The sequence below is a fragment of the Rhodococcus sp. 14-2483-1-2 genome, assembly GCF_002259405.1.
GTDB lineage: Bacteria > Actinomycetota > Actinomycetes > Mycobacteriales > Mycobacteriaceae > Rhodococcoides.
Genome location: NZ_NPFW01000022.1, coordinates 39,763 through 59,800, shown reverse-complemented (window position 1 = coordinate 59,800; position 20,038 = coordinate 39,763). Strand labels below are relative to the sequence as shown.

Below are 20,038 nucleotides of genomic sequence, written 5' to 3'. Positions count from 1 at the left end.
GATGGCACCGTGGATACCGTCAGTTCAGTGATCGACTTCTTGGCAGATCGTCTCTACAGCGTCTTCCTCATCTACTTGTTGATCGGCGTCGGACTGTACTTCACCGTTCGCACCAAATTCGTTCAGATTCGACTTCTTCCGTCGATGTTCAAGGCAATCGGTGGATCTCGGTCCGACGCCGAGGGCGGCATCTCGGCATTCCAGGCCTTCTGCGTCGGTCTGGCGTCCCGGGTGGGTACGGGAAACATCGCCGGCGTCGCCATCGCGATCACTCTCGGCGGACCGGGCGCAATCTTCTGGATGTGGCTGGTAGCGGTGGTCGGCATGGCTACGGCGTTCATCGAGGCGACGCTGGCGCAGATGTACAAGGTGCGCAATCCCGACGGCAGCTTCCGGGGCGGTCCCGCCTACTACATCCAATTGGGTCTGGGTTCGCGCCGATGGGGAATCGTCTTCGCGTGCCTGTTGATCTTCGCCTTCGGCTTCGCGTTCAACATGGTTCAGGCGAACACCATCACCGAATCGTTCTCGTCCACGATGAACATCGATGCGGGCTGGATCGCGGTGTTCCTGGTGGTGCTGTCCGCTCCGATCCTCTTCGGTGGCGTCCGGCGAATCGCTCGGGTGGCCGAATACCTCCTTCCCATCATGGCGCTGGTGTACGTCTTGCTCGCTTTGGTGATCGTGGCAATGAACATCGGCGAGATCCCGACGGTCTTCGGTCAGATCGTCTCCAGCGCATTCGGCCTGAACGAGGCGATCGGCGGGACGACGGGCGGAATCCTGGCCGCCATGCTCAACGGCGTCAAGCGCGGCCTGTTCTCCAACGAGGCAGGCATGGGCAGCGCCCCCAACGCCGCAGCGACCGCGACGGTGTCCCATCCGGTGAAGCAGGGTCTGATCCAGTCGCTCGGAGTCTTCTTCGACACCATCGTCATCTGCAGTGCGACAGCCTTCATCATCCTGGTCTCCGGTGTGTACGACATCAGCAACCCGAGCGGGGTGGCGGGCGCAGTTCTGACTCAGGACTCGATCTCGGCTCAGTTGGGAACGTGGACGACGATTCCGATGACACTGCTGATCTTCACGTTCGCGTTCTCGTCGATCCTCGGCAACTATTCGTACGCCGAGATCAACCTCAACTTCCTCGGAGTCGAGGGCAAACTGCTGAATTTGTTGCGCACCATCGTCCTTGCAGCCATCGGCTTCGGCTCCTTGTCCGCGCTCACGACGGTGTGGGCGCTGGCGGACGTCGCCATGGCCGCGATGGCAACCGTGAACCTGGTAGCCATTGCGCTGCTGGGCAAATGGGCCTTCGGTGCGCTGGCGGACTTCGAGGCCATGCGGCGCGAAGGTCGCGACGACAAATTCGTCGGACGCGGCAACAGCTATCTGCCGGGCGACCTGCCCGGCGACGTGTGGGATCCGGTGCTCGACAACGATCCGGCCGCGGACAAGCCCGACATCGCCCGCTAGCCGAGGCCTTCGCTTCCCCGCGTCGATTCGGACTTAATGGACAAATCACGCGTTAGGGTGATGGGACGTCCACTCCTGAGGAAGGTCCCCATGACGCAGATCGGCGATGACGAGAAGGCCGGGCGCGCACCCGACGGCCACGAGTTCGACGAAGTCGATCAGAGGTCGGCCGGAGAACGAGAAGACGAAGTGCAACCCGGTCGCCGCAAGCGCCAATGGGTCGGGCTGGGCGCAGGCGTTCTGTTGGCCCTTCTCGTCTATCTGGTTCTCCCCGAGGACGTGGCACACCCGGCTCGGTTGACCGCAGCCACCGCGGTATTGATGGGCATCTGGTGGATGACGGAGGCAGTGCCCATTCCGGCGACGGCACTGCTGCCCCTCGTCATCTTTCCGGTGTTCGATTCCGGCGTCGCGGTCAACGACGTCGGTGCGTCGTACGGCAACAACATCATCTTTCTGTTCATGGGCGGATTCCTGTTGGCGCTGGCCATGCAGCGGTGGAATCTGCATCGCCGCATCGCGCTGCTGACGGTCAACGCCATGGGCACGAAGCCCACGATGGTGATCGCCGGGTTCATGATCGCAACAGGCTTTCTGTCGATGTGGGTTTCGAATACGGCCACCGCCGTGATGATGATTCCGATCGGCGTCTCGGTCCTGGTCCTGGTACTCGACATCGGCAAGAAGGCCGGAGCTGTTCCCGGCTCCGACAGTGAAGCGACCCCGGACGCCGAGACCATCACCCAGGCCGTCATCAAGAGCAACTTCGGCACCGCCCTGATGCTCGGCATCGCCTACGCGGCATCGATCGGTTCGCTCGGCACCATCATCGGCACCCCGCCCAATACCTTGCTGGTCGGCTACCTGGAGGGTCAGGGAATCACCATCGGATTCCTCCAGTGGATGATCGCCGGCGTTCCGCTCGCCGTGATCCTGCTGGCGATCGCATGGTTCCTGCTGACCCACGTGATGTTCAAGCCGGAGATCGACGACATACCCGGTGGCAAACAGCTGATCAGAGGTGAACTCGACGCCCTCGGCAGAATGTCGCAGGGTGAGATCCGGGTCGCAACGGTGTTCTTCGCAGCAGCCGCTTCCTGGGTTGCAGTTCCACTGCTCTTCGACAGCCCTCCGATATCCGACACCGGAATCGCCATGACAGCAGCTCTCCTGCTGTTCCTACTTCCCAGCGGCAGCAAGAAAGGCGTACGCCTGATCGATTGGGAGACCGCCGTCAAACTCCCGTGGGGCGTGTTGCTGCTCTTCGGCGGCGGACTCGCGCTCTCGGCACAGTTCGAGTCCAGCGGCCTGACGGAGTGGATCGGTAGCGTCGCAGGCGGTCTCGACACGATTCCAGTGGTCATGTTGGTCGTCATCGCCACGGCCGCCATCATCTTCCTGACCGAGATCACCAGCAATACCGCGACGGCGGCAACTTTCCTTCCGGTCGCGGGTGGCGTCGCAATGGGTATGAACATCGACATCCTGGTGCTGACCGTCCCCGTGGCACTGGCAGCGACCTGTGCGTTCATGCTGCCGGTCGCGACTCCGCCGAATGCGGTGTCCTACGCCAGCGGCTACATCACGATCGGTCAGATGATGCGAGGCGGTTTCTGGCTCAATCTGATCGCCATCTCACTGATCACCATCGCCGCGTACACGGTGTTCGCGTGGTCTCTGGGCATTCAGTTCTGACGCAGAGGGCAGAAGAAATCGGTAATCACGCACCCACTTCGGCCGATTTCGCCCAGACAACCGTGCTTCGGGTTTACGATGACGACTTCATCCAGGCGGATGACCCGTTCCAGGTGCTCGCCGCCATCCCCTGGTCGGTGCTGAGTCGGCATTGCTGTCGGCTCGGCAAGGCACGGGGGTTGGGGCATGGTCTCGGACGTCATCGACTGCAGCACGGTCTTCGCACACGATATCGAGCAGGTGTGCGGGGTGTTGAGCGCGGTCGAGCTGTACCCGCGCTACTTTCCCGGGCTCGACTACTGCACGCTTCGTGAAGCCACGGCCGGCTACCGATGCGGAGTCGGCGGTGTCGAGCATGCCCTCGACCTGGTGGTGAACAGACGAAACCGGCCGATCATCACCATCGAGCACGTCGAGTCCGGCGGGTTCATCAGATTCACCCTCACTGCCCGCTCGGCAGGCGAGACGAAGATCGATGTCACCGTGTTCAGAGCGGGACTCGGCGGGTCCTACTCACCCCAACCCGAACACAACCGGGCCGTGGTCGAATGGGTGATGGGTGGTCTGCGTCGACTGGACAACTCCCTGTCCGGAACCTCGACGTCGATCGTGTCCAACACCGGGGATTCGCGGTCGCTACCGCTGGCTATCATGAAGACGATGGTGGGAACCGGCGTCATTCGTGCTGCACGTCCCGACCGCGCGTACCGGCAGTTGAACTCGCTGGCGAAGTGGGGCTTCACCCTTGGCGGCGGTTTCGCTGCCGCAGCAGCGAAGTCCCCGAACGAGATCGCGTTGATCGACGACAGAGGGACCAGGACCTTCGCAGAGATCCACCACCGTTCGCACCGCATCGCGGCAGGTCTCCACGCGTCCGGAATCAGCCCTGGAAGCACCGTCGGAATTCTGGCCCGCAACCACTCGGCGATGATCGAGTGCACCGTCGCGTGCGGCATGCTCGGAGTCGAGGTGGTTCTTCTCAACACCGGTCTCGCTGCCCGCCAGATCGAGACGATCGCTGCCCGCCACCAGCTCCGAGTACTGTTCGTCGACGACGAGTTCGACTCGATGGTGCGCTACCTGCCCGACGATGTCACCCGTGTGAGCCTGTCGTCTCATACCGCCGTTCCGCGTCGGCGCACGCTCGAACACTTCGTCGCACCACCGTCCGCCACATTCACCAGGCCGGATCGGCCAGGATCGGTGGTCGTGTTGACCTCCGGAACCAGCGGGTCGCCGAAGGGTGCGGTACGTCCCACACCGAAGGGCTTCGGAACAGTGGCGGCCATGCTGTCTCGCATGCCCCTTCGGATGAACGAGAGGATGCTGATCGCGGCACCGATGTTCCACAGCTGGGGACTGGCGGCACTGCAGATCAGTACTCCGCTGCGCGCCACGGTGGTTCTCCAGGATCGGTTCGATCCGGAAGATTGCTTGCGGGCGATCGAGGCGCACCGTTGCACCTCGTTGATTGCAGTTCCGATCATGCTGCAGCGGATACTCGACCTGCCCGACGAGGTCCGATCACGCTACGACACCTCGAGCCTGCGAGTCGTCGCGTGCAGTGGGTCGGCATTGACCGGATCGACCGTGAGCCGCTTCATGGACGTCTTCGGTGACGTCCTCTACAACTTCTACGGTTCCACCGAGGTCTCGTGGGCCACGATCGCTACTCCGGAAGACCTGCGCGCAGCCCCCGCCACCGCCGGACGGCCCCCGCTGGGGACGACGGTCGCGGTTCTCGACGCGAACGGTACTGCCGTTCCGGTGGGAACCCTGGGCCGAATTTTCGTCGGCAACGACATGTTGTTCGACGGGTACACCAACGCCGAACCGCCGTCGACCGCGTCCGCCCGTGGAGCTGCCCTGATGGATACCGGCGATCTCGGCTACATCGACTGCAACGGTCGGCTGTTCGTCTGTGGCAGGGACGACGAGATGATCATTTCCGGAGGCGAGAACGTCTTTCCCGGCCCCGTCGAGGATGCGATCGCCAATCTTCCTCAGGTCGGCGAGGTCGCGGTCGTCGGTGTGCCCGACCCGGAATACGGGCAGCGTTTGGCCGCATTCGTCGTCGGCCGCGGATCGGCAGGCCTCGATGCAGACATGGTGCGCGCCTACATCCGAAATCGGTTGAGCCGCTTCTGCGTTCCCCGCGACATCACGTTCCTCGACGAGCTGCCCCGAACGGCGACCGGCAAGGTGATCAAGAGGATGCTGATCGAGCCGCCCACCGCCGCTGGGATGTAGCCCGTCAACCGAAGGCGCGGGCAGCGATGGCCGGCCCCTCTGCGATGCGTTGCAGCTTGGGCACCCTCGACGCCCACACACACCGTTAGGATTTACTCGATCGCCACCTCCTTCCGATCGTTCACTTAGTGCCGCGCTTTGTACCTACTGTCTCAGTTGCTTAACTATTCAGAATCTGAGACTGTTGTTCGCGACACGGGAGGAACGCGAATCGCTATGTCGAAGGCATCGGAAGACCCCCGAGAGGGAAGACCCGCGCAGGACCGAAGCGCGCATTCTTCCTTCCTTCAACTGTTCCTCGAAGCAACTCGCGCAGAACAAGTCTCCGACGACACACAGGCTTCACGCGACAACCGTGACGGTGGGCCAGTTTCTCTGCGCTGAACAGATCGACAGATACCTCCGTCCTGGTTCCATCACCCGAGCCGGTCCCATGCCTGATAATTGTCAGTGACCGGTGGGTTGACCGAAGGTGAGGATCGGAGGCCGTCATGAACACATCGTTGGCGCTGGTTGCCGTAGTCGCCGGCTTCGCCGTCGTTCTGGGAGCCTTCGTCGTCGTTGCACGCATACTTCGCTCGCGCATGCGGCGAGGTCGCTTCCACGGAATCGACAGTGCTGTCGGAGGATCGGCCTTCATGGGCTCACCACGCGAGCGTGGGATCACTCCCCCCGATCACGGTGATCCACGTACGAACACCGAACAGATCGAACCGTAGCCGAGTTCGCCTCCGCCTGCGGTTCCGCTGGAAACCCCTGCCATGATCTGTCGACACCGCAGACAAGGGAGAGGGACGCCATGATCGACGAAGAATCCACGAATCGGAACAGGGGACCACGCTTCGAGGACGGACTCGAGGTCCGCCAGAACGTGATGGGCGAAGACTACGTCGACAAAGCGTTTGCCGATGCCGCCGACACCGACTCCGCTGCACTGCAAGACTTCGTCACCGACACCGTGTGGGGCGGCGTGTGGACGCGCCCCGGACTCGATCACCGCAGCCGCAGTCTGCTCAATCTCGGAATCCTCATCGCGTTGCGCGCCCACGAGGAACTTGCAGGCCACGTGCGCGGAGCGCTTCGTAACGGCCTCACCAGAACGGAAATCACCGAGACCGTCATTCACACAGCGGGCTACTGCGGAGCACCGGCCGCGCTGGCGGCGATGCGCGTCGTACAGAAAGTGCTCGACGCCGAACTAGGACCACTCGGTCCCGCACGTGGGTCGAACGACCGATGACGGCACATACTTTCGCTTAAGATGTTGCGATTCGACGCGGTCCAGGGAGCAAGATGTCCGACATTCGAGGGTGATCGCAGACGACGACGTACTGCTGCGTGAGGGCATGTCCAGCCTGCTCACCGAGGCGGGTCTGAGCGTCGTCGGCCGAGCAGGCGATGCCGAAGAACTGCTGGCGCTGCTCGCTCGAGACCAACCCGACCTGGCGATCATCGACATCAGGATGCCACCGTCCTACACCGCCGAGGGGCTCGATGCGGCACTGCGTATTCGGTCCGAATTCCCGGACGTGGCGCTGTTGCTGCTGTCCGCACACGTTGAGGTCGACCACGCACTCGAGCTTCTCGACAGTGGACACAACGGCGCGAAGGGCGTCGGATATCTACTCAAGAGCAGGGTGACCGATGTGGCCGATTTCGTCTCGACGATCGATCGCGTCGCCGCCGGCGCATCGGTGATCGATCCGGCGCTGGTCTACGAGTTGGTGGCGGCGAAGCGTCGCGGAGACCCTTTGGGCGCATTGAGTACTCGCGAACGCGACGTTCTGACGTTGATGGCCGAGGGACTGTCGAATTCCGGCATCGGTAAGCGTCTGTGGATCACCGAGGGAACCGTCGAGAAACATGTGCGCAGCATCCTCACCAAACTGGACCTGGCGGAGACGGCCGACGACCATCGTCGGGTACGGGCAGTGATCCTCTACCTCGACACCGTCGGATGACACCCGGTCATGGGCGCAGCATGGTGTCGATGGCGGCGGCCGAGAGTTCGAACTTGGGAAGGAACCCGACAGCCGAGCTGGCTTCCACCAGGTCCACGAAGTCGTCCGCGTCGTGTGTGGAGACCAGAATGATGGCCGGTTTCGGTGTGAGGACCACCGAATCGAGCGCTTCGACGACGTCGAAGCCGCTGTCGGTGCCGAGATCTATATCCACCAGTACGAGACTGGGGTGTGTCGACTGTGCGGCGCGAACGGCGTCGAGCAACGTCGATGCCGTGCCGACCACAACGATGCCCGCCGATTCGAGCAGCCGACTCGCAGCGACGCAGAACGCGTCGCTGTCGTCGACTATCAAACACCGCAGGCTGGAAGACGTCACTCCATCGAGGGTGTCAGAGATAGCGGGATCCGGCATTCCAGCTAACGGTACTATCGTCCTCCGGATTCGGCGATGACCGCCGACATCGCTCTTCGCGATCGGCTCACGACGCTCGTTCTGCGACCGAGCTCGCCCCCGGTTGCGTGGGGAGCGGTGCTGGCAGCTGCGTTGATCGCGGCCGAAGTATTCATCGTGCTGCTCCTCAAACGCATCGCCCCCGAGAATGCCTTCGGAGCCGTCTTTCTGTTCGGCGTTCTGGTGGTGTCGGCGGGTTGGGGCTTCCGATTGTCGATAGCGACGTCAGTTGCAAGCGCTGCCGCTTACGCATACATCCACGTCATCGAGAGCAGTGAAAGCCTCGTCCCCGCGGTCATCGTTTTTCTTGCGTTGGCCCTCCTCACCAATATGCTCGTCGGTCAATCACGTTTGCGTGCAGCCGAATCCGATCAACGACGCTGCGAAGCAGACCTGCTCGCGTTGTTCGCACGGACGATGTTGCGCTCGGATTACACACCCCAGATGCTCGATGCCGCCAGCAGCAGACTCGCTGCCGTACTCGACCTGCCCTATGCAGTGTTGGGGTCCGAAGACGCTCCCGTGTCCCCTGATCAGGAGAAGATCCTGTTGCACGACGGGCCCGTCGTGACGGCGTCCCTCGTCGTACCCGAGAATCTGGATCCGACCGCGTCTCGCCGCATCCGACGGGTCGTGCCATCACTCGAGGCTCTACTGGCCGCCGCGCGCGAGCGACAGGACATGCACGGCCGTACCGTTGCACTTGCGCGACAACAAACTTCACTGCGCCGAGTCGCCACCCTGGTCGCGCTGCGTGCCAAACCCGAGGATGTCTTCGCGGCCGTCGCACACGAACTGGCCGACGGTCTCGACAACGAACATGTCTGCGTGGTGCGGTACGCACAGGGTCACTACACGATCGTGGCCCACCGCGACGATGTCGAACACTCACTGACCGTCGGCGATCAGCTGCCGCTCGGTGGACGAAATGTCGCCACCATCGTTGCGGAGACGGGCAGGCCCGCGGCCATCGACTTCACCACCGCGACAGGAGACATCGCGGTTCGGCTGGAAGGTCGAGGAATTCTGCAGTCCGAAGGCGTACCGATCTCCGTGGACGGCGCCACGTGGGGAGCTGTCGTGGTCGGCACCACCACCGTTCGGAACTTCGTGGGCGACGGTATGCGAGATCGATTGACCGACTTCGCCGACCTCATTGCCACCGCCGTCTACAACCACGACACCCGGCTCCAGCTGACCCGGTCTCGATCCCGCGTCGTCGCTGCGGCAGACCAGGCACGACGCGGCATCGAACGTGACCTGCACGACGGTGCACAGCAACGAATCGTCTCGTTGGGAATGGAGCTGCGGGTTGCTCAGGCTGCGGTGCCCGGCCACCTCGGCGAATTGCGGGACAGTTTGGACCGCAGTGTCGAAACGCTTGCTCAGGTGCACACGGATTTGCGAGAGCTCTCGCGCGGCATCCACCCCGCGATACTCTCCCGAGGCGGATTGGCCCCCGCGTTGAAGACCTTGGCGCGGCGCAGCCCTGTGCCCGTCTCACTCACCACCGACATCCCCTCTCGCCTGGACGATTCGGTGGAGGTTGCGGCGTATTACGTTGTCGCCGAGGCGTTGACGAACACAGCCAAGTACGCCGACGCAACGGATGTCGAGATCACGGCGCGCGTGATCGACGAGAACCTCGAACTCACGGTGGTCGACGACGGTCGGGGTGGCGCGGATCCGAACACAGGGTCCGGTCTGATCGGTCTACAGGATCGGGTGGCCGCGGTCGGTGGATCTCTGACCATCTCCTCTCCGCCCGGTGTCGGCACCGTGCTGTCGGTGCGGATCGACCTCACTACCGGGTAGCCGGTAGTGAGAACGCCGATATCCCCTCCCCCGAGTTGGACGCCAGCAGCGACGAATTCGCGGCGATCCTGGACGAATGTTGTCGGTACCCCGAAGGAACACCGACACGCAGGAGCACACCATGCCGTACATCACCACCACCGACGGAACCGAGATCTACTACACCGAGCAGGGCACCGGAAAGCCGGTGCTGCTCAGCCATGGCTGGCCGTTGTCCTCGGACGCATGGCAGCTCGAACTCAAACTGCTCGCCGACGCGGGCTACCGCGCCATCGCCCATGATCGCCGCGGACACGGGCGGTCGTCCAAGACGTCCGTCGGCAACGACATGGACACGTACGCACAGGATCTCGCCGAACTGGTCGAGGCGCTCGATCTGCAGGAGCTCACCCTCATCGGTCATTCGACGGGTGGCGGCGAGGTGGTGCGCTACGCCGCACAGCACGGTGGCAGTCGCGTTGCTCGCATCATCACCGCAGGCGCAGTTCCTCCCATCATGGTGCAGTCGGAATCGAACCCGGAGGGCACCCCGATCGAGGCGCTGGACGATATTCGCAACGGCGTTCTCACCGACCGCTCTCAGTTCTACCGGGATCTGGCCCAGCCGTTCTTCGGAGCAAACCGTGAGGGCTCGAACGTCTCGCAGGGAGCCAAGGACGACTTCTGGCGTCAGGGCATGCTGGTGAACCTGTCCGCAGCCTACGACTGTGTGAAGGCCTTCTCGGAGACCGACTTCACCGAAGATCTCAAGGCGCTCACCGTTCCGATATTCATCGCGCAGGGTGACGACGACCAGATCGTTCCCATCGCCGCGGCTGCGCTCAAGACCGCTGAGCTGGTCAAGGACGGCACCCTCAAGGTCTACCCCGGAGCGCCTCACGGAATCTACGGTGATTACCAGAAGGCCCTGGACGCAGACATTCTCGAGTTCATCGCAAAGTAGACAAAGCTTGGCCCGGTTCGCGTCTGATGTGGCCAACCGGGTCGTTCCTCGAAAGCGAGTCAAATCTCATGACTTCCAAACACGTTCGGTCTTTACTCGACTCCGATCCCCAACACGCGAGTGAGCTCGGTTCGATCACCAGGCTCACCGCAGACACATTTGCGCTATTGAACCGGATGTCGATCAAGCGTCTCGTCCTCGAACCTGGGAGTATTCGCGAGCCGCACTGGCACGCCAATGCGGACGAGCTCGGCTACTGCATCTCCGGGAGCGCTCTTGTCTCCATTCTCGACAACGGAAGTGTGTTCTCCTCCTTCACCATCGATGCCGGTCAGATGTTCACCATCGAATCGGGTTCGCTGCACCACATCGAGAACATCGGCGACACCACAGCGGAATTCATCATCGCGTTCTCGCACGAACAACCGGAGGATTTTCCGTTGCGTTCGGCATTCGGGACGATGACGGACGCGGTGCTGGGAAACACGTTCGGACTCGATGCCGCCGCCTTCGCTCCCATGGCTCTGAACACCACCTCCGCCGATATTGTGTCGCGCAGCGGACCCGCGGTGATCCCCGATACGGCCGGCTTCGGCAATCCACACAAGTTCGACATAGAGTCGATGGCCGCGCCCATCAGGCACTCCTACGCATCGGTGAAAACGTCCCGGTCACAGTTCTGGCCGGCGCTGAAACACCTGTCGATGTATTCGTTGACCATCGCGGAAGACGGCATGCGAGAACCTCATTGGCATCCCATCACCGCCGAGATGGGGTACGTCCACACCGGGCATGCCCGAATGTCGATTCTCGATCCCGACGGATCCGTCGACACGTATCTATTGAAGCCGGGCGATGTCTATTTCATCCCTCGCGCGTATCCGCACCAGATCGAAGTCATCGGTGACGAAGACATCCACTTTCTGATCTTCTTCGATCAGCCCACCCCGGGCGACATCGGCTACCGCGCATCGATCTCGGCGTTCTCTCGGCCGGTGATCGCCGCGATGCTCGGAGTCGAACTCGACTCACTGCCCGAGTTCCCCTTCACACCATCGGATCCACTGCTGGTACCGCGAACCAATCCGGTCGATCCCGTTGAATACGACGTTCCGTGACCTCGGTCGACTCCTCAGGAGGTAAAGCCATTTCCGCGGATGCGAACACATCGGCATGGGCTCCGTTACGAAACACCATGTACCGCAGCCTTTTCATCGCGCAGTTGGTCTCCAACATCGGTGGGTGGATGCAGACCGTGGGCGCGCAGTGGTTTCTGGTCCAGCGAGAAGCGTCGACCACCGTCATCGCAGCTGTGCAAACGGCCAGCCTGCTCCCCACCCTGCTGCTGGCCCTGTTGGCGGGGGCATTGGCGGACGCGCTCGATCGCCGGGTCCTCCTGATCGTCGTCGGATTCGCCTCGATTCTCACCGCAGGCATTCTCACCGCACTCGCATGGACCGACACGTTGTCACCGTGGGGCCTGCTCGCGTGCACGTTCGTTCTGGGTTGCTGGTCGGCTATGTCCGCTCCGGCGTGGCAAGCGATTCAGCCGGAACTGGTTCCGCGTGAGCAGATTCCGGCGGCGTCCGCGCTGGGCGGCGTCACCGTGAACGGTGCGAGAGCAATTGGGCCGGCACTCGCCGGAGTCCTGGTGGCCGTCGCCGGTCCGACGTTCGTGTTCGCCATCAACGCGGCGTCCTTCCTCGCTACGTTGGCTGTCTTGATCGCGTGGAAGCGCCCTCGTAACGTCGTCGTGGATCGGGAGGGTTTGACAGAGTCGATCGTCTCCGGGGTGCGCTATATCCGATCCGGTCCGGTGATTCGGCGAATCATCCTGCGCTCGGCGCTGTTCGCATTTCCGGCGTCCGCTTTGTGGGCTCTTCTACCGTCGGCATCGTCGGCGGTCCTCGGGCTCGGAGCCGTCGGGTACGGCGTGCTGTTGGGTGTCCTGGGTGTCGGAGCCATCGCTGGCGTCGCGCTGACGCCCGCGTTGAGGAGGACCTTCGGTGCGAACACACTTCTCACCGGTTCGGCCGTCGGATACGCCGTCGGGATGGCGGCAGTTGCGTGGCTACCGTTGTGGTCGGTGGTGCCGGCGCTGTTGCTCTCGGGCATCGCGTGGATCACTACCTTGACCGCACTGAACGCATCGATCCAACTGTCGCTTGCGTCATGGGTGCGTGCTCGCGGTATGTCGATGTACCTGCCGGTGTTCATGGGCGCGCAGGCTGTCGGCTCACTGGCGTGGGGTTGGCTGGCGTCCAGAATCGGCATAGTCGATGCACTGGCGGTGGCGGTCGGTGTACTCGTTGTGGTGGCGGCCAGTGTTGCGGTGCTCCCCTTGCGCCCCGAGACGGGGACTCTCGACCGAGCTGTCTCCGTTGCATGGCCCACCCCGACGGTCCTGCTCGAACCCGTGCCCGAGGACGGTCCGGTGCGCGTCACCATCACCTATCGAGTCACGGAAGACGCTGTCAGCGAGTTCATCTCGTCGATGGCACCGGTGGGCGCTGCACGGAAACGAACGGGCGCGTATTCCTGGAACCTGTACCGCAGCCTGGACGTGGCCGACTCGATGGTCGAGCAATTCACCATCCCGTCCTGGAACCAGTACCGGCGACAACGGGACGAACGATGGACCGGATCCGACCACAACGTGATGCAGAATGCGTTGACTCATGTGGTCGGGGGCGCCACCCAGAGCGAAACACACGACATCGCGATTCCGGTACACACCGAGGCCTCGGGGTGGCGCCGGCGGTAGCCGCACGGTGAGCCGATCACATGGTGCATCAGTTGGACTACCCGTTGATTTCGGATGTCCGGTGCGTGAAATTTCGTAACCCATTAGTAACGCCTGCGCTATTGCTGCAGGTCATAGCGTGGCATACGTTTTCCAATGTTAAGTACGGACAGTGTCCGATCTAATTGGGAGCGACATGACAGAAGCTACATCTCACCAATCTCTGAACACCAACTCGATCGGCCTCGTCCAAGGAGTGTTTCAAGCACTCACGCACATGGGACCGGCATCGGGAGTGGCGTCGTCGCTGCTGATTGCAGTGTCGTTCGCCGGACCTGCGACACCTCTGGCGGTTCTACTCGCCCTGGTCGTCGTACTCCTCGTCGGCGTAGCCGTCGGCTCGTTGGCCCGCGTGTTCAGTTCTGCAGGCGGCTTGGCGGACTACGTCGAACAGTGTCTCGGACGGCGCGCAGGCACCTTCGTCGGGTGGCTCTACGCACCGCTCGAGCTGATGATCTCCCCTATCGTCTTCGTGTTCTTCGGCCAATTCGCGTCGGGAACGATCAATTCGTCGCTGGGTGTGAACATCCCCTGGTGGGCCTTCGTCATCCCTGCCGCGCTGCTGGTGTGCTTCCTGAACGTGCGCGGGGTCAAGCAGTCGACTGCCACCGGTGTCGTGTTCGGAATCGCGGAGATCGGCATCATCGCCGTGCTGGCGGTATGGATGATCGTCGACGGAGGAGACCAGAACACCCTCGCCGTCTTCGATCCGTCCAATGCCCTCGAACCCGGCTGGTCCGGCATCTTCAAGGCCGTGGTGTTCTCGATCCTGGCATTCCAGGGATTCGAGACCGCCGCACCACTCGCCGAGGAAACGAAGGACGCTCGCCGAACCATTCCCCGCACGATCATGTACTCCGCGTTGGCATGCGGGTTGTTCTACTTCCTGTGCTCCTACAGTGCAGTGATCGGTTGGGGTCCGAACAACATGGCCGACTTCGCGTCCGCAGACAGCCCGTGGATCGATCTGGCGCACAAGTTCTGGGGTCCACTCTGGGTGCTCGTACTGTTCGCCCTGGTCAATAGTTTCATCGGAAATGCAAATGCCGGGACCATCGCCGCCTCCCGAATCGTGTTTGCGTTCGGTCGAATGGGTCGACTACCCGCTCGATTCGGTCGAACTCATTCCACCCATGCGACACCGACTTTCGCCATCTACTTCCAAACCGGCCTGACCATCGTCGTTGCGCTGGTGCTCGGACTGGCTCTCGGTCCGGTGGCCGCCTTCAGCGTGCTCGGGGCCATGATCACGGTCTTTGCTATCATCATCTACATCATGACCTGCATTGCATGCATCGCGTACCACACCCGCGATCGTGCATCGCGAGGCACCAATCTCGTTGTCCACGTGGTTCTGCCGTCCCTCGCGGTTCTCATCCTGCTCGCACCGCTCTATTACCAGTTCTTCCCATGGCCGTCGTACCCCGGCAATCTGGGGAACATCGCGGCCATCTGCGTGGTCACCGCCGCTGCAGTAGCTGCGTTCCTCTCCACCGGGCCGACTGCGGTCGAGGGGACAGTCGTCGAACCTCTCGCGGTCGATTCGAGGGACCGCGGGTGAGCACAGCTCCGTTGTTCGACAGTCCGCAGCGTGCGAGAGTGCGCAACCGCCGTTCGATTCTCGATGTGGTGCACAGTAATCGCGGCATCACCAGAACGCAGCTGGGCTCGATCATCAAGCTGTCCAAGACTTCCATCAAGGAGATCTGCGACGACCTGATCGCCGAGGGTCTGCTCGAGGAATTTCAGCCCAAATCCGCGGAGCGTCAACAGGGCCGTCCTGCACTGTCTCTGAGAGTCACCACGCATCACGGCGTGCTACTGGGGATCGATATCGGTGCCGACAAGGTGAGCGCGCGCTCGTCCACCTTCGCCGGTGATGTACTCGACTCTTCCGAGGTACGGACTCGCCGCGAAAAGCCCGATAGGGCTTACCTTCTCGGACTTGTCGAGCAGGCCGTATCGGCAATCCGCCCCACCGGTGGCGGTACTGCCGAACAGTTCCACACCGTCGTCGTCAGCACCCCCGGCGTGGTGGATCCGCAGACGAATGTCGTCAGCCTGGCTCCGCAGATCGCCGGGTGGGACGGACTCGACCTTCGTGCTGCAGTGGCCGAATGCATCGGCTGCGATCCGACAAGGGTGTTCGTCGAACGTCAGACGGACCTGTCGGTGCTCGCGGAATCCATTGCGGGAGCGGCGAAAGGGATCGATACCGTCCTGTACGTCCATCTCGGGATCGGCATCGGCGGTGGAATCATCGTGCGAGGCGAGTTGAGTCGAGGTGCCTCCGGTGCAGCAGGCGAGCTCGGCTATCTACCGCTCAGCTTCGGCGACGAACCACCCGCAGGCAGCCGGATAGGTGCCTGGGAATGGGCCGCGGGTGGTCGTGCGTGGGCAAGACACGGCCGTGCCGCAGCACTGGAGCCCGGTGGCGCTCGGTTGTTGGAATTGGCAGACGGTGACGCCGACAGTGTCGACGCCGAAGTGATCTTCCGCGGCGTTCGCGAAGGTGATACCGCCTCTGTGGATGTCTTCGACCGGATGGCCTATCGAATCGCGGCCGGTATCGCTGCTGCCGTATGCGTCATCAATCCCGAACGCGTTCTCGTTGCCGGTGGATTGTCCAAAGGCGGAGAGCTGCTTCTGGATTCGCTGCGAGACGATCTGAGCACACTCGTTCCGATCATGCCGGACATCCAGCTGGCGACGTTCGGCGGCGACGGCGGCGTTGTCGGCGCGCTACACAAGGCAACTGCGCGCGCGTTCGACGCGCTCAATCCCCTGCCCTGATCCAAGGCTTTCGTTCACAGGGCGGGCTCTCTGCCTGCTCACATCATCCGTATTCATCGAAGGAGAACTGCTGTGCAAAAAATCTCGAAGTCGTCCCTGCTCGAATGGTGCTCTGTACCTGCGTCCGAGTTGGAGAATCACCCCGCCCGTCGGGTTCCCTTCCGCATGGTCGAGGACTCGAATGCCATGGGTCGCATCATGGCTCAGGAATTCGTCGATTCCGTCGTGGCCGCACAACAGGACGGCCGCTCGTATCGGGTGATCCTCCCGTGTGGACCGACCGCGTGGATGGCACCGTTCGCTCAGATGGTCAACAGCGGCAGGGTGAATCTCCACAACCTGGAGGTGTTCCACATGGACGAATGCCTGGACTGGCAGGGCCAGGAGGTGCCTTCGAATCACCCCTACAACTTCCGCGGAACAATGGAACGCGACTTCTACGGCGCGATCGACAGTGACCTCCGCCCACCGATCGAGCAGCGTCACTGGCTCAACCCGGATACTCTGCTGCACATCTCAGCGGCACTCATCGCCGAGCCTGCGGACCTGGCGTACGGCGGCTGGGGACAGGACGGCCATGTGGCCTACAACCAAGCTCGACGCAATGCATTCAGCGAAATCAGCGTCGACGATCTGAAGAACTCCGTGGCACGTATCCAGGACAACAACGTGGACACCATCATCGCGCTCTCACAGCGCACACTCGGTGGTGCCTATCAGTTCGTGCCGCCCATGTCCGTCACGTTGGGTATGCGGGAGATACTGGCAGCACGCAAGATTCGACTGTTCAGCGACACAGGTGCGTGGAAGCAGACCGCATTGCGGGTTGCGCTGTTCTCCGATCAAACCCCCGAATACCCGGTCACCCTGCTCCAGGACCACCCTGATGCCCTCCTGACTGCCACCGTCGCAACCGCGGAGCACGTCATCTCGCTCAACCCGGCGTGGGACCTCTCTCAGTGACCGGCGAACAGCTACATCCGTACGACATCGTCATCGGCACGGGTGGTTTGGGAACCGGCACGTCGTTGGCGCTCGAGGGCAATCACACCCTCGGGCGCGAGGAGAGCAGAACCGTCCGAATGCTCGATGTGCAGGACCGTTGCAAGCTGCACATCATCACCCATTACATCGCTCGGCTGGCACCCGCGTCTCTTCGCGTCGTGCCGGTCGGGCGGGTCGGCAACGACGTGATGGGCCACTCCGTTGTCGCAGAACTCGCCGCCGAGGGAATGGACGTCACTCACGTCGGTGTCGACGAGAGCCGTCCGACGTTGCATTCCGTCTGCTTCGGCTACCCGGACGGCGACGGTGGGAACCTCACTGTCGGCGACTCTGCCAGTTCCGCCGTCACCTCGGCGGATATCGAGTCCGCGGAAGCGCTCTTCGCGGAGCACGCAGGGCGCGGCATCGCCCTGTCCGCACCCGAGGTCACCCTCGACGCACGTGTTGCACTGTTACGTAGCGCCACTCGACACGGATTCCTTCGATTCGCGTCCTTCCTGTCCGGAGAGATCCGACAGGCGGCAGCGGACGGAGTACTCGATCTCGTCGATGTGCTGTCGATCAACATCGACGAGGCCGCAGCACTGTCCGATCACAGTGCACCGGCCGATCCGCAGCGCGCCGTCGATCGAGCCTGCACCGATCTTCGGCACGCTAATCCGAATCTGAGGTTCTGCATCACCGCAGGTCGGGCCGGAAGCTGGGTGTGGGATGGCGACACTCTTCATCACCAGGAGCCCGTCACCGTGGAGGCATCCAACACCGCGGGTGCGGGAGACGCCCACCTCGGTGGACTCATTCTGGGGTCCGCCGCAGGCCTAGATCTCGTCACCGCCAACGAGGTTGCCACGGCGCTGTCTGCACTGAGCGTGACGAGTGCGGACACCATCAACACCGAGATCGACCACGACCTGCTCGCAAGGTTCGCACGGCGACGAGGACTGTCCGGGACCGATTACCTGGGCACGGTTGTCGACGGAGGGGCGGTGGCCCGATGAGCACTGTCGAGCTCCGACCGTTCGGGACCACTCATGACGGACACACAGTGCAGCGCGCCGTCCTGTGCAACGACCGTGGAATGACGGCCTCGATCCTGTCCTTCGGTGGAATCCTGCATACTCTCGACGTTCCGGATCGGCACGGTGAGACCACCAATGTCGTCCTCGGTTTCGCAGATCTCGAGAGCTACGAGGCGTCGAACACGTACTTCGGTGCCCTGATCGGCCGCTACGCCAACCGAATTCTCGATGCGACGTTCGCGTTGGGCGATGCGACCTACACACTGGATCGAAACGACGAGTTCGGTACGGTGCACGGCGGCAGCAGCGGTTTCGACCGTCGGGTCTGGGACATGCAGGCCATCGGCAGTTCCGAAGCGGTCGGCGTTCGATTGTCGACCGTCAGCCCGGATGGGGACAACGGTTTTCCCGGAAACCTCACCGTCGAGGTGGCGTACGAGCTCATCCGTGACCGCAATTCTCTGCGAGTGACCTATACGGCCACCACCGACGCAGCGACGGTGGTCAACATGACCGGTCACAGCTATTTCAACCTCGCCGGCGAGGGCTCGGGAAGTGTGCTGGACCATCTGCTCAAGGTGGAGGCCGACGCGTTCCTTCCCGTGACCTCGCAGCTGGTGCCGACCGGCGAACTCGCCGCCGTCGAGAACACTCCGTTCGACTTCCGTGAATCACGGCTCATCGGAGATCGGATCCGGGACAACCACGAGCAGCTAATTCTCGGTCGAGGGTATGACCACAATTTTGCGCTGAGGAAGGAATACTCTGCAAACGCTTTCGAGTGTGCTGCAGAACTTGTCGAGCCGATCTCGGGTCGAGTTCTTGCGGTGTGGACCACCGAGCCGGGGCTCGACGTCTACACGGGCAACTTCCTCGATGCATCTCTGGTGGGCACCAGCGGTCGCATCTATCGCCAAGGAGATGCCATCGCGTTGGAGCCGGAGCATTTCACCGACTCACCCAACCGCCCCGAATTTCCCTCCGTCGAGCTGTATCCCGGTGAAACCTACCGAAGTGCGACCGAGTATCAGTTCGGCATCGTGGAATCGGAGGACGTGGAATCGGAGGACGTGGAATCGGAGGACGACGAAACAGGAGGCGAGGCATGACGATCGACGCGAACATTGCATCCGCGCGGCTGCGTGTGGCGGAGCTGCACGCCGAGCTGGTTCGAAACGAGCTCGTCGTGTGGACCGGCGGCAATGTGTCCGAACGGGTTGTCGGCGGCGACCTGATGGTGATCAAGCCCAGCGGCGTCGCGTACGACGACCTGGGCCCCGAGGACATGATTCTGTGCACCCTGGACGGGCAGGTGGTCCCGAATTCGATCGGCTCACACAGGAACCCGTCGAGTGATACCGCGGCGCACGCCTACGTGTATCGGAACATGCCCGATGTCGGCGGAGTGGTGCACACGCACTCCACCTATGCAGTCGCGTGGTCGGCATTGGGCATTCCGATACCGTGCTGTATCACCGCAATGGCCGACGAGTTCGGTGGGCCGATTCCGATCGGCCCGTTCGCCGTCATCGGCGACGATTCGATCGGTCGCGGCATCGTCGACACTCTTCGTGGCCACCGCAGCCGCGCCGTGCTGATGGCCAACCACGGACCGTTCACGATCGGAACCGATGCGCGTGACGCGGTGAAGGCGGCGGTGATGGTCGAGGACGTCGCCAAGGCGATGTACGTGGCTCGCCAACTCGGAGATCCCGACCCGATTCCGCAGGAGTCCATCGATCGACTTTTCGCCAGATACCAAGGTGTGTACGGACAGCCCGATGCGCACACCGATCGAAGTGTGCCGACATCGTGAGAGGTCGG

17 protein-coding genes are annotated in these 20,038 nt (G+C 62.6%); 16 read left to right on the top strand and 1 reads right to left on the bottom strand.

Annotated features, from left to right (window positions below; translation table 11 throughout):
- Positions 1 to 27 precede the first annotated feature (27 nt).
- From CH295_RS21415 to CH295_RS21390, 6 genes are all read left to right on the top strand, one after another.
- Positions 28 to 1,476: an alanine/glycine:cation symporter family protein gene (locus CH295_RS21415; RefSeq protein WP_230596204.1), complete on the top strand. Its 1,449-nt coding sequence runs from the start codon at positions 28 to 30 to the stop codon at positions 1,474 to 1,476.
- Between the two features lie 90 nt (positions 1,477 to 1,566).
- A complete protein-coding gene (locus CH295_RS21410; protein ID WP_094742162.1) occupies positions 1,567 to 3,171 on the top strand; it encodes an SLC13 family permease in 1,605 nt (534 codons plus the stop codon).
- A 186-nt stretch (positions 3,172 to 3,357) separates the two neighbouring features.
- Positions 3,358 to 5,421 carry an AMP-binding protein gene (locus CH295_RS21405; protein ID WP_094741893.1) on the top strand — a complete coding sequence of 688 codons (2,064 nt, stop codon included), beginning with the start codon at positions 3,358 to 3,360 and terminating at the stop codon, positions 5,419 to 5,421.
- Positions 5,422 to 5,912: 491 nt separating this feature from the next.
- Entirely contained in the window at positions 5,913 to 6,140 is a 228-nt protein-coding gene (locus tag CH295_RS21400; protein ID WP_094741892.1) for a hypothetical protein, read from the top strand.
- Between the two features lie 80 nt (positions 6,141 to 6,220).
- Positions 6,221 to 6,661 carry a carboxymuconolactone decarboxylase family protein gene (locus CH295_RS21395; protein WP_094741891.1) on the top strand — a complete coding sequence of 147 codons (441 nt, stop codon included), beginning with the start codon at positions 6,221 to 6,223 and terminating at the stop codon, positions 6,659 to 6,661.
- A gap of 70 nt (positions 6,662 to 6,731) precedes the next feature.
- Positions 6,732 to 7,382 (top strand): response regulator, encoded by a 651-nt coding sequence (locus CH295_RS21390; RefSeq protein ID WP_288143196.1) that lies wholly within the window; start codon positions 6,732 to 6,734, stop codon positions 7,380 to 7,382.
- A gap of 7 nt (positions 7,383 to 7,389) precedes the next feature.
- Here the strand turns inward: CH295_RS21390 and CH295_RS21385 are convergent, their stop codons facing one another.
- Positions 7,390 to 7,761, bottom strand: coding sequence for a response regulator (locus tag CH295_RS21385; protein ID WP_353955480.1), 372 nt, complete (start codon positions 7,759 to 7,761; stop codon positions 7,390 to 7,392).
- Positions 7,762 to 7,833: 72 nt separating this feature from the next.
- On the opposite strand from CH295_RS21385, the gene CH295_RS21380 reads away from it, so the two are divergent.
- The 10 genes from CH295_RS21380 to CH295_RS21335 all read left to right on the top strand — a co-directional run bounded on the left by CH295_RS21380 (position 7,834) and on the right by CH295_RS21335 (position 20,030).
- Positions 7,834 to 9,651: a sensor histidine kinase gene (locus CH295_RS21380; RefSeq protein WP_094741889.1), complete on the top strand. Its 1,818-nt coding sequence runs from the start codon at positions 7,834 to 7,836 to the stop codon at positions 9,649 to 9,651.
- Positions 9,652 to 9,772: 121 nt separating this feature from the next.
- On the top strand, positions 9,773 to 10,594 hold the full coding sequence (locus CH295_RS21375; RefSeq protein ID WP_094742160.1) for an alpha/beta fold hydrolase: 822 nt from the start codon (positions 9,773 to 9,775) through the stop codon (positions 10,592 to 10,594).
- A gap of 68 nt (positions 10,595 to 10,662) precedes the next feature.
- A complete protein-coding gene (locus CH295_RS21370) occupies positions 10,663 to 11,712 on the top strand; it encodes a cupin domain-containing protein (RefSeq protein WP_094741888.1) in 1,050 nt (349 codons plus the stop codon).
- Positions 11,709 to 13,358 carry an MFS transporter gene (locus tag CH295_RS21365; protein ID WP_353955479.1) on the top strand — a complete coding sequence of 550 codons (1,650 nt, stop codon included), beginning with the start codon at positions 11,709 to 11,711 and terminating at the stop codon, positions 13,356 to 13,358. The genes CH295_RS21370 and CH295_RS21365 overlap by 4 nt, the downstream gene beginning before the upstream one ends.
- A 175-nt stretch (positions 13,359 to 13,533) precedes the next feature.
- Positions 13,534 to 14,958: an APC family permease gene (locus tag CH295_RS21360; protein ID WP_094741887.1), complete on the top strand. Its 1,425-nt coding sequence runs from the start codon at positions 13,534 to 13,536 to the stop codon at positions 14,956 to 14,958.
- Positions 14,955 to 16,190: an ROK family transcriptional regulator gene (locus tag CH295_RS21355; RefSeq protein WP_170946012.1), complete on the top strand. Its 1,236-nt coding sequence runs from the start codon at positions 14,955 to 14,957 to the stop codon at positions 16,188 to 16,190. The genes CH295_RS21360 and CH295_RS21355 overlap by 4 nt, the downstream gene beginning before the upstream one ends.
- Before the next feature lie 72 nt (positions 16,191 to 16,262).
- Positions 16,263 to 17,153 carry a 6-phosphogluconolactonase gene (locus CH295_RS21350; protein ID WP_212556201.1) on the top strand — a complete coding sequence of 297 codons (891 nt, stop codon included), beginning with the start codon at positions 16,263 to 16,265 and terminating at the stop codon, positions 17,151 to 17,153.
- Complete coding sequence (locus CH295_RS21345) at positions 17,150 to 18,193, top strand: carbohydrate kinase family protein (protein ID WP_094741885.1); 1,044 nt, start codon at positions 17,150 to 17,152, stop codon at positions 18,191 to 18,193. The genes CH295_RS21350 and CH295_RS21345 overlap by 4 nt, the downstream gene beginning before the upstream one ends.
- A complete protein-coding gene (locus tag CH295_RS21340; protein WP_094741884.1) occupies positions 18,190 to 19,323 on the top strand; it encodes an aldose epimerase family protein in 1,134 nt (377 codons plus the stop codon). Before CH295_RS21345 ends, CH295_RS21340 begins: the two co-directional genes overlap by 4 nt.
- On the top strand, positions 19,320 to 20,030 hold the full coding sequence (locus CH295_RS21335) for an L-ribulose-5-phosphate 4-epimerase (protein ID WP_094741883.1): 711 nt from the start codon (positions 19,320 to 19,322) through the stop codon (positions 20,028 to 20,030). The genes CH295_RS21340 and CH295_RS21335 overlap by 4 nt, the downstream gene beginning before the upstream one ends.
- The last annotated feature ends 8 nt before the right edge of the window (positions 20,031 to 20,038 follow it).

Coding starts and splice junctions, on each gene's coding strand:
- CH295_RS21410 (WP_094742162.1), top strand. CDS start 1,567: ATGACGCAGATCGGCGATGACGAGAAGGCCGGGCGCGCACCCGACGGC.
- CH295_RS21400 (WP_094741892.1), top strand. CDS start 5,913: ATGAACACATCGTTGGCGCTGGTTGCCGTAGTCGCCGGCTTCGCCGTC.
- CH295_RS21340 (WP_094741884.1), top strand. CDS start 18,190: ATGAGCACTGTCGAGCTCCGACCGTTCGGGACCACTCATGACGGACAC.
- CH295_RS21405 (WP_094741893.1), top strand. CDS start 3,358: ATGGTCTCGGACGTCATCGACTGCAGCACGGTCTTCGCACACGATATC.
- CH295_RS21360 (WP_094741887.1), top strand. CDS start 13,534: ATGACAGAAGCTACATCTCACCAATCTCTGAACACCAACTCGATCGGC.
- CH295_RS21395 (WP_094741891.1), top strand. CDS start 6,221: ATGATCGACGAAGAATCCACGAATCGGAACAGGGGACCACGCTTCGAG.
- CH295_RS21370 (WP_094741888.1), top strand. CDS start 10,663: ATGACTTCCAAACACGTTCGGTCTTTACTCGACTCCGATCCCCAACAC.
- CH295_RS21380 (WP_094741889.1), top strand. CDS start 7,834: ATGACCGCCGACATCGCTCTTCGCGATCGGCTCACGACGCTCGTTCTG.
- CH295_RS21375 (WP_094742160.1), top strand. CDS start 9,773: ATGCCGTACATCACCACCACCGACGGAACCGAGATCTACTACACCGAG.
- CH295_RS21335 (WP_094741883.1), top strand. CDS start 19,320: ATGACGATCGACGCGAACATTGCATCCGCGCGGCTGCGTGTGGCGGAG.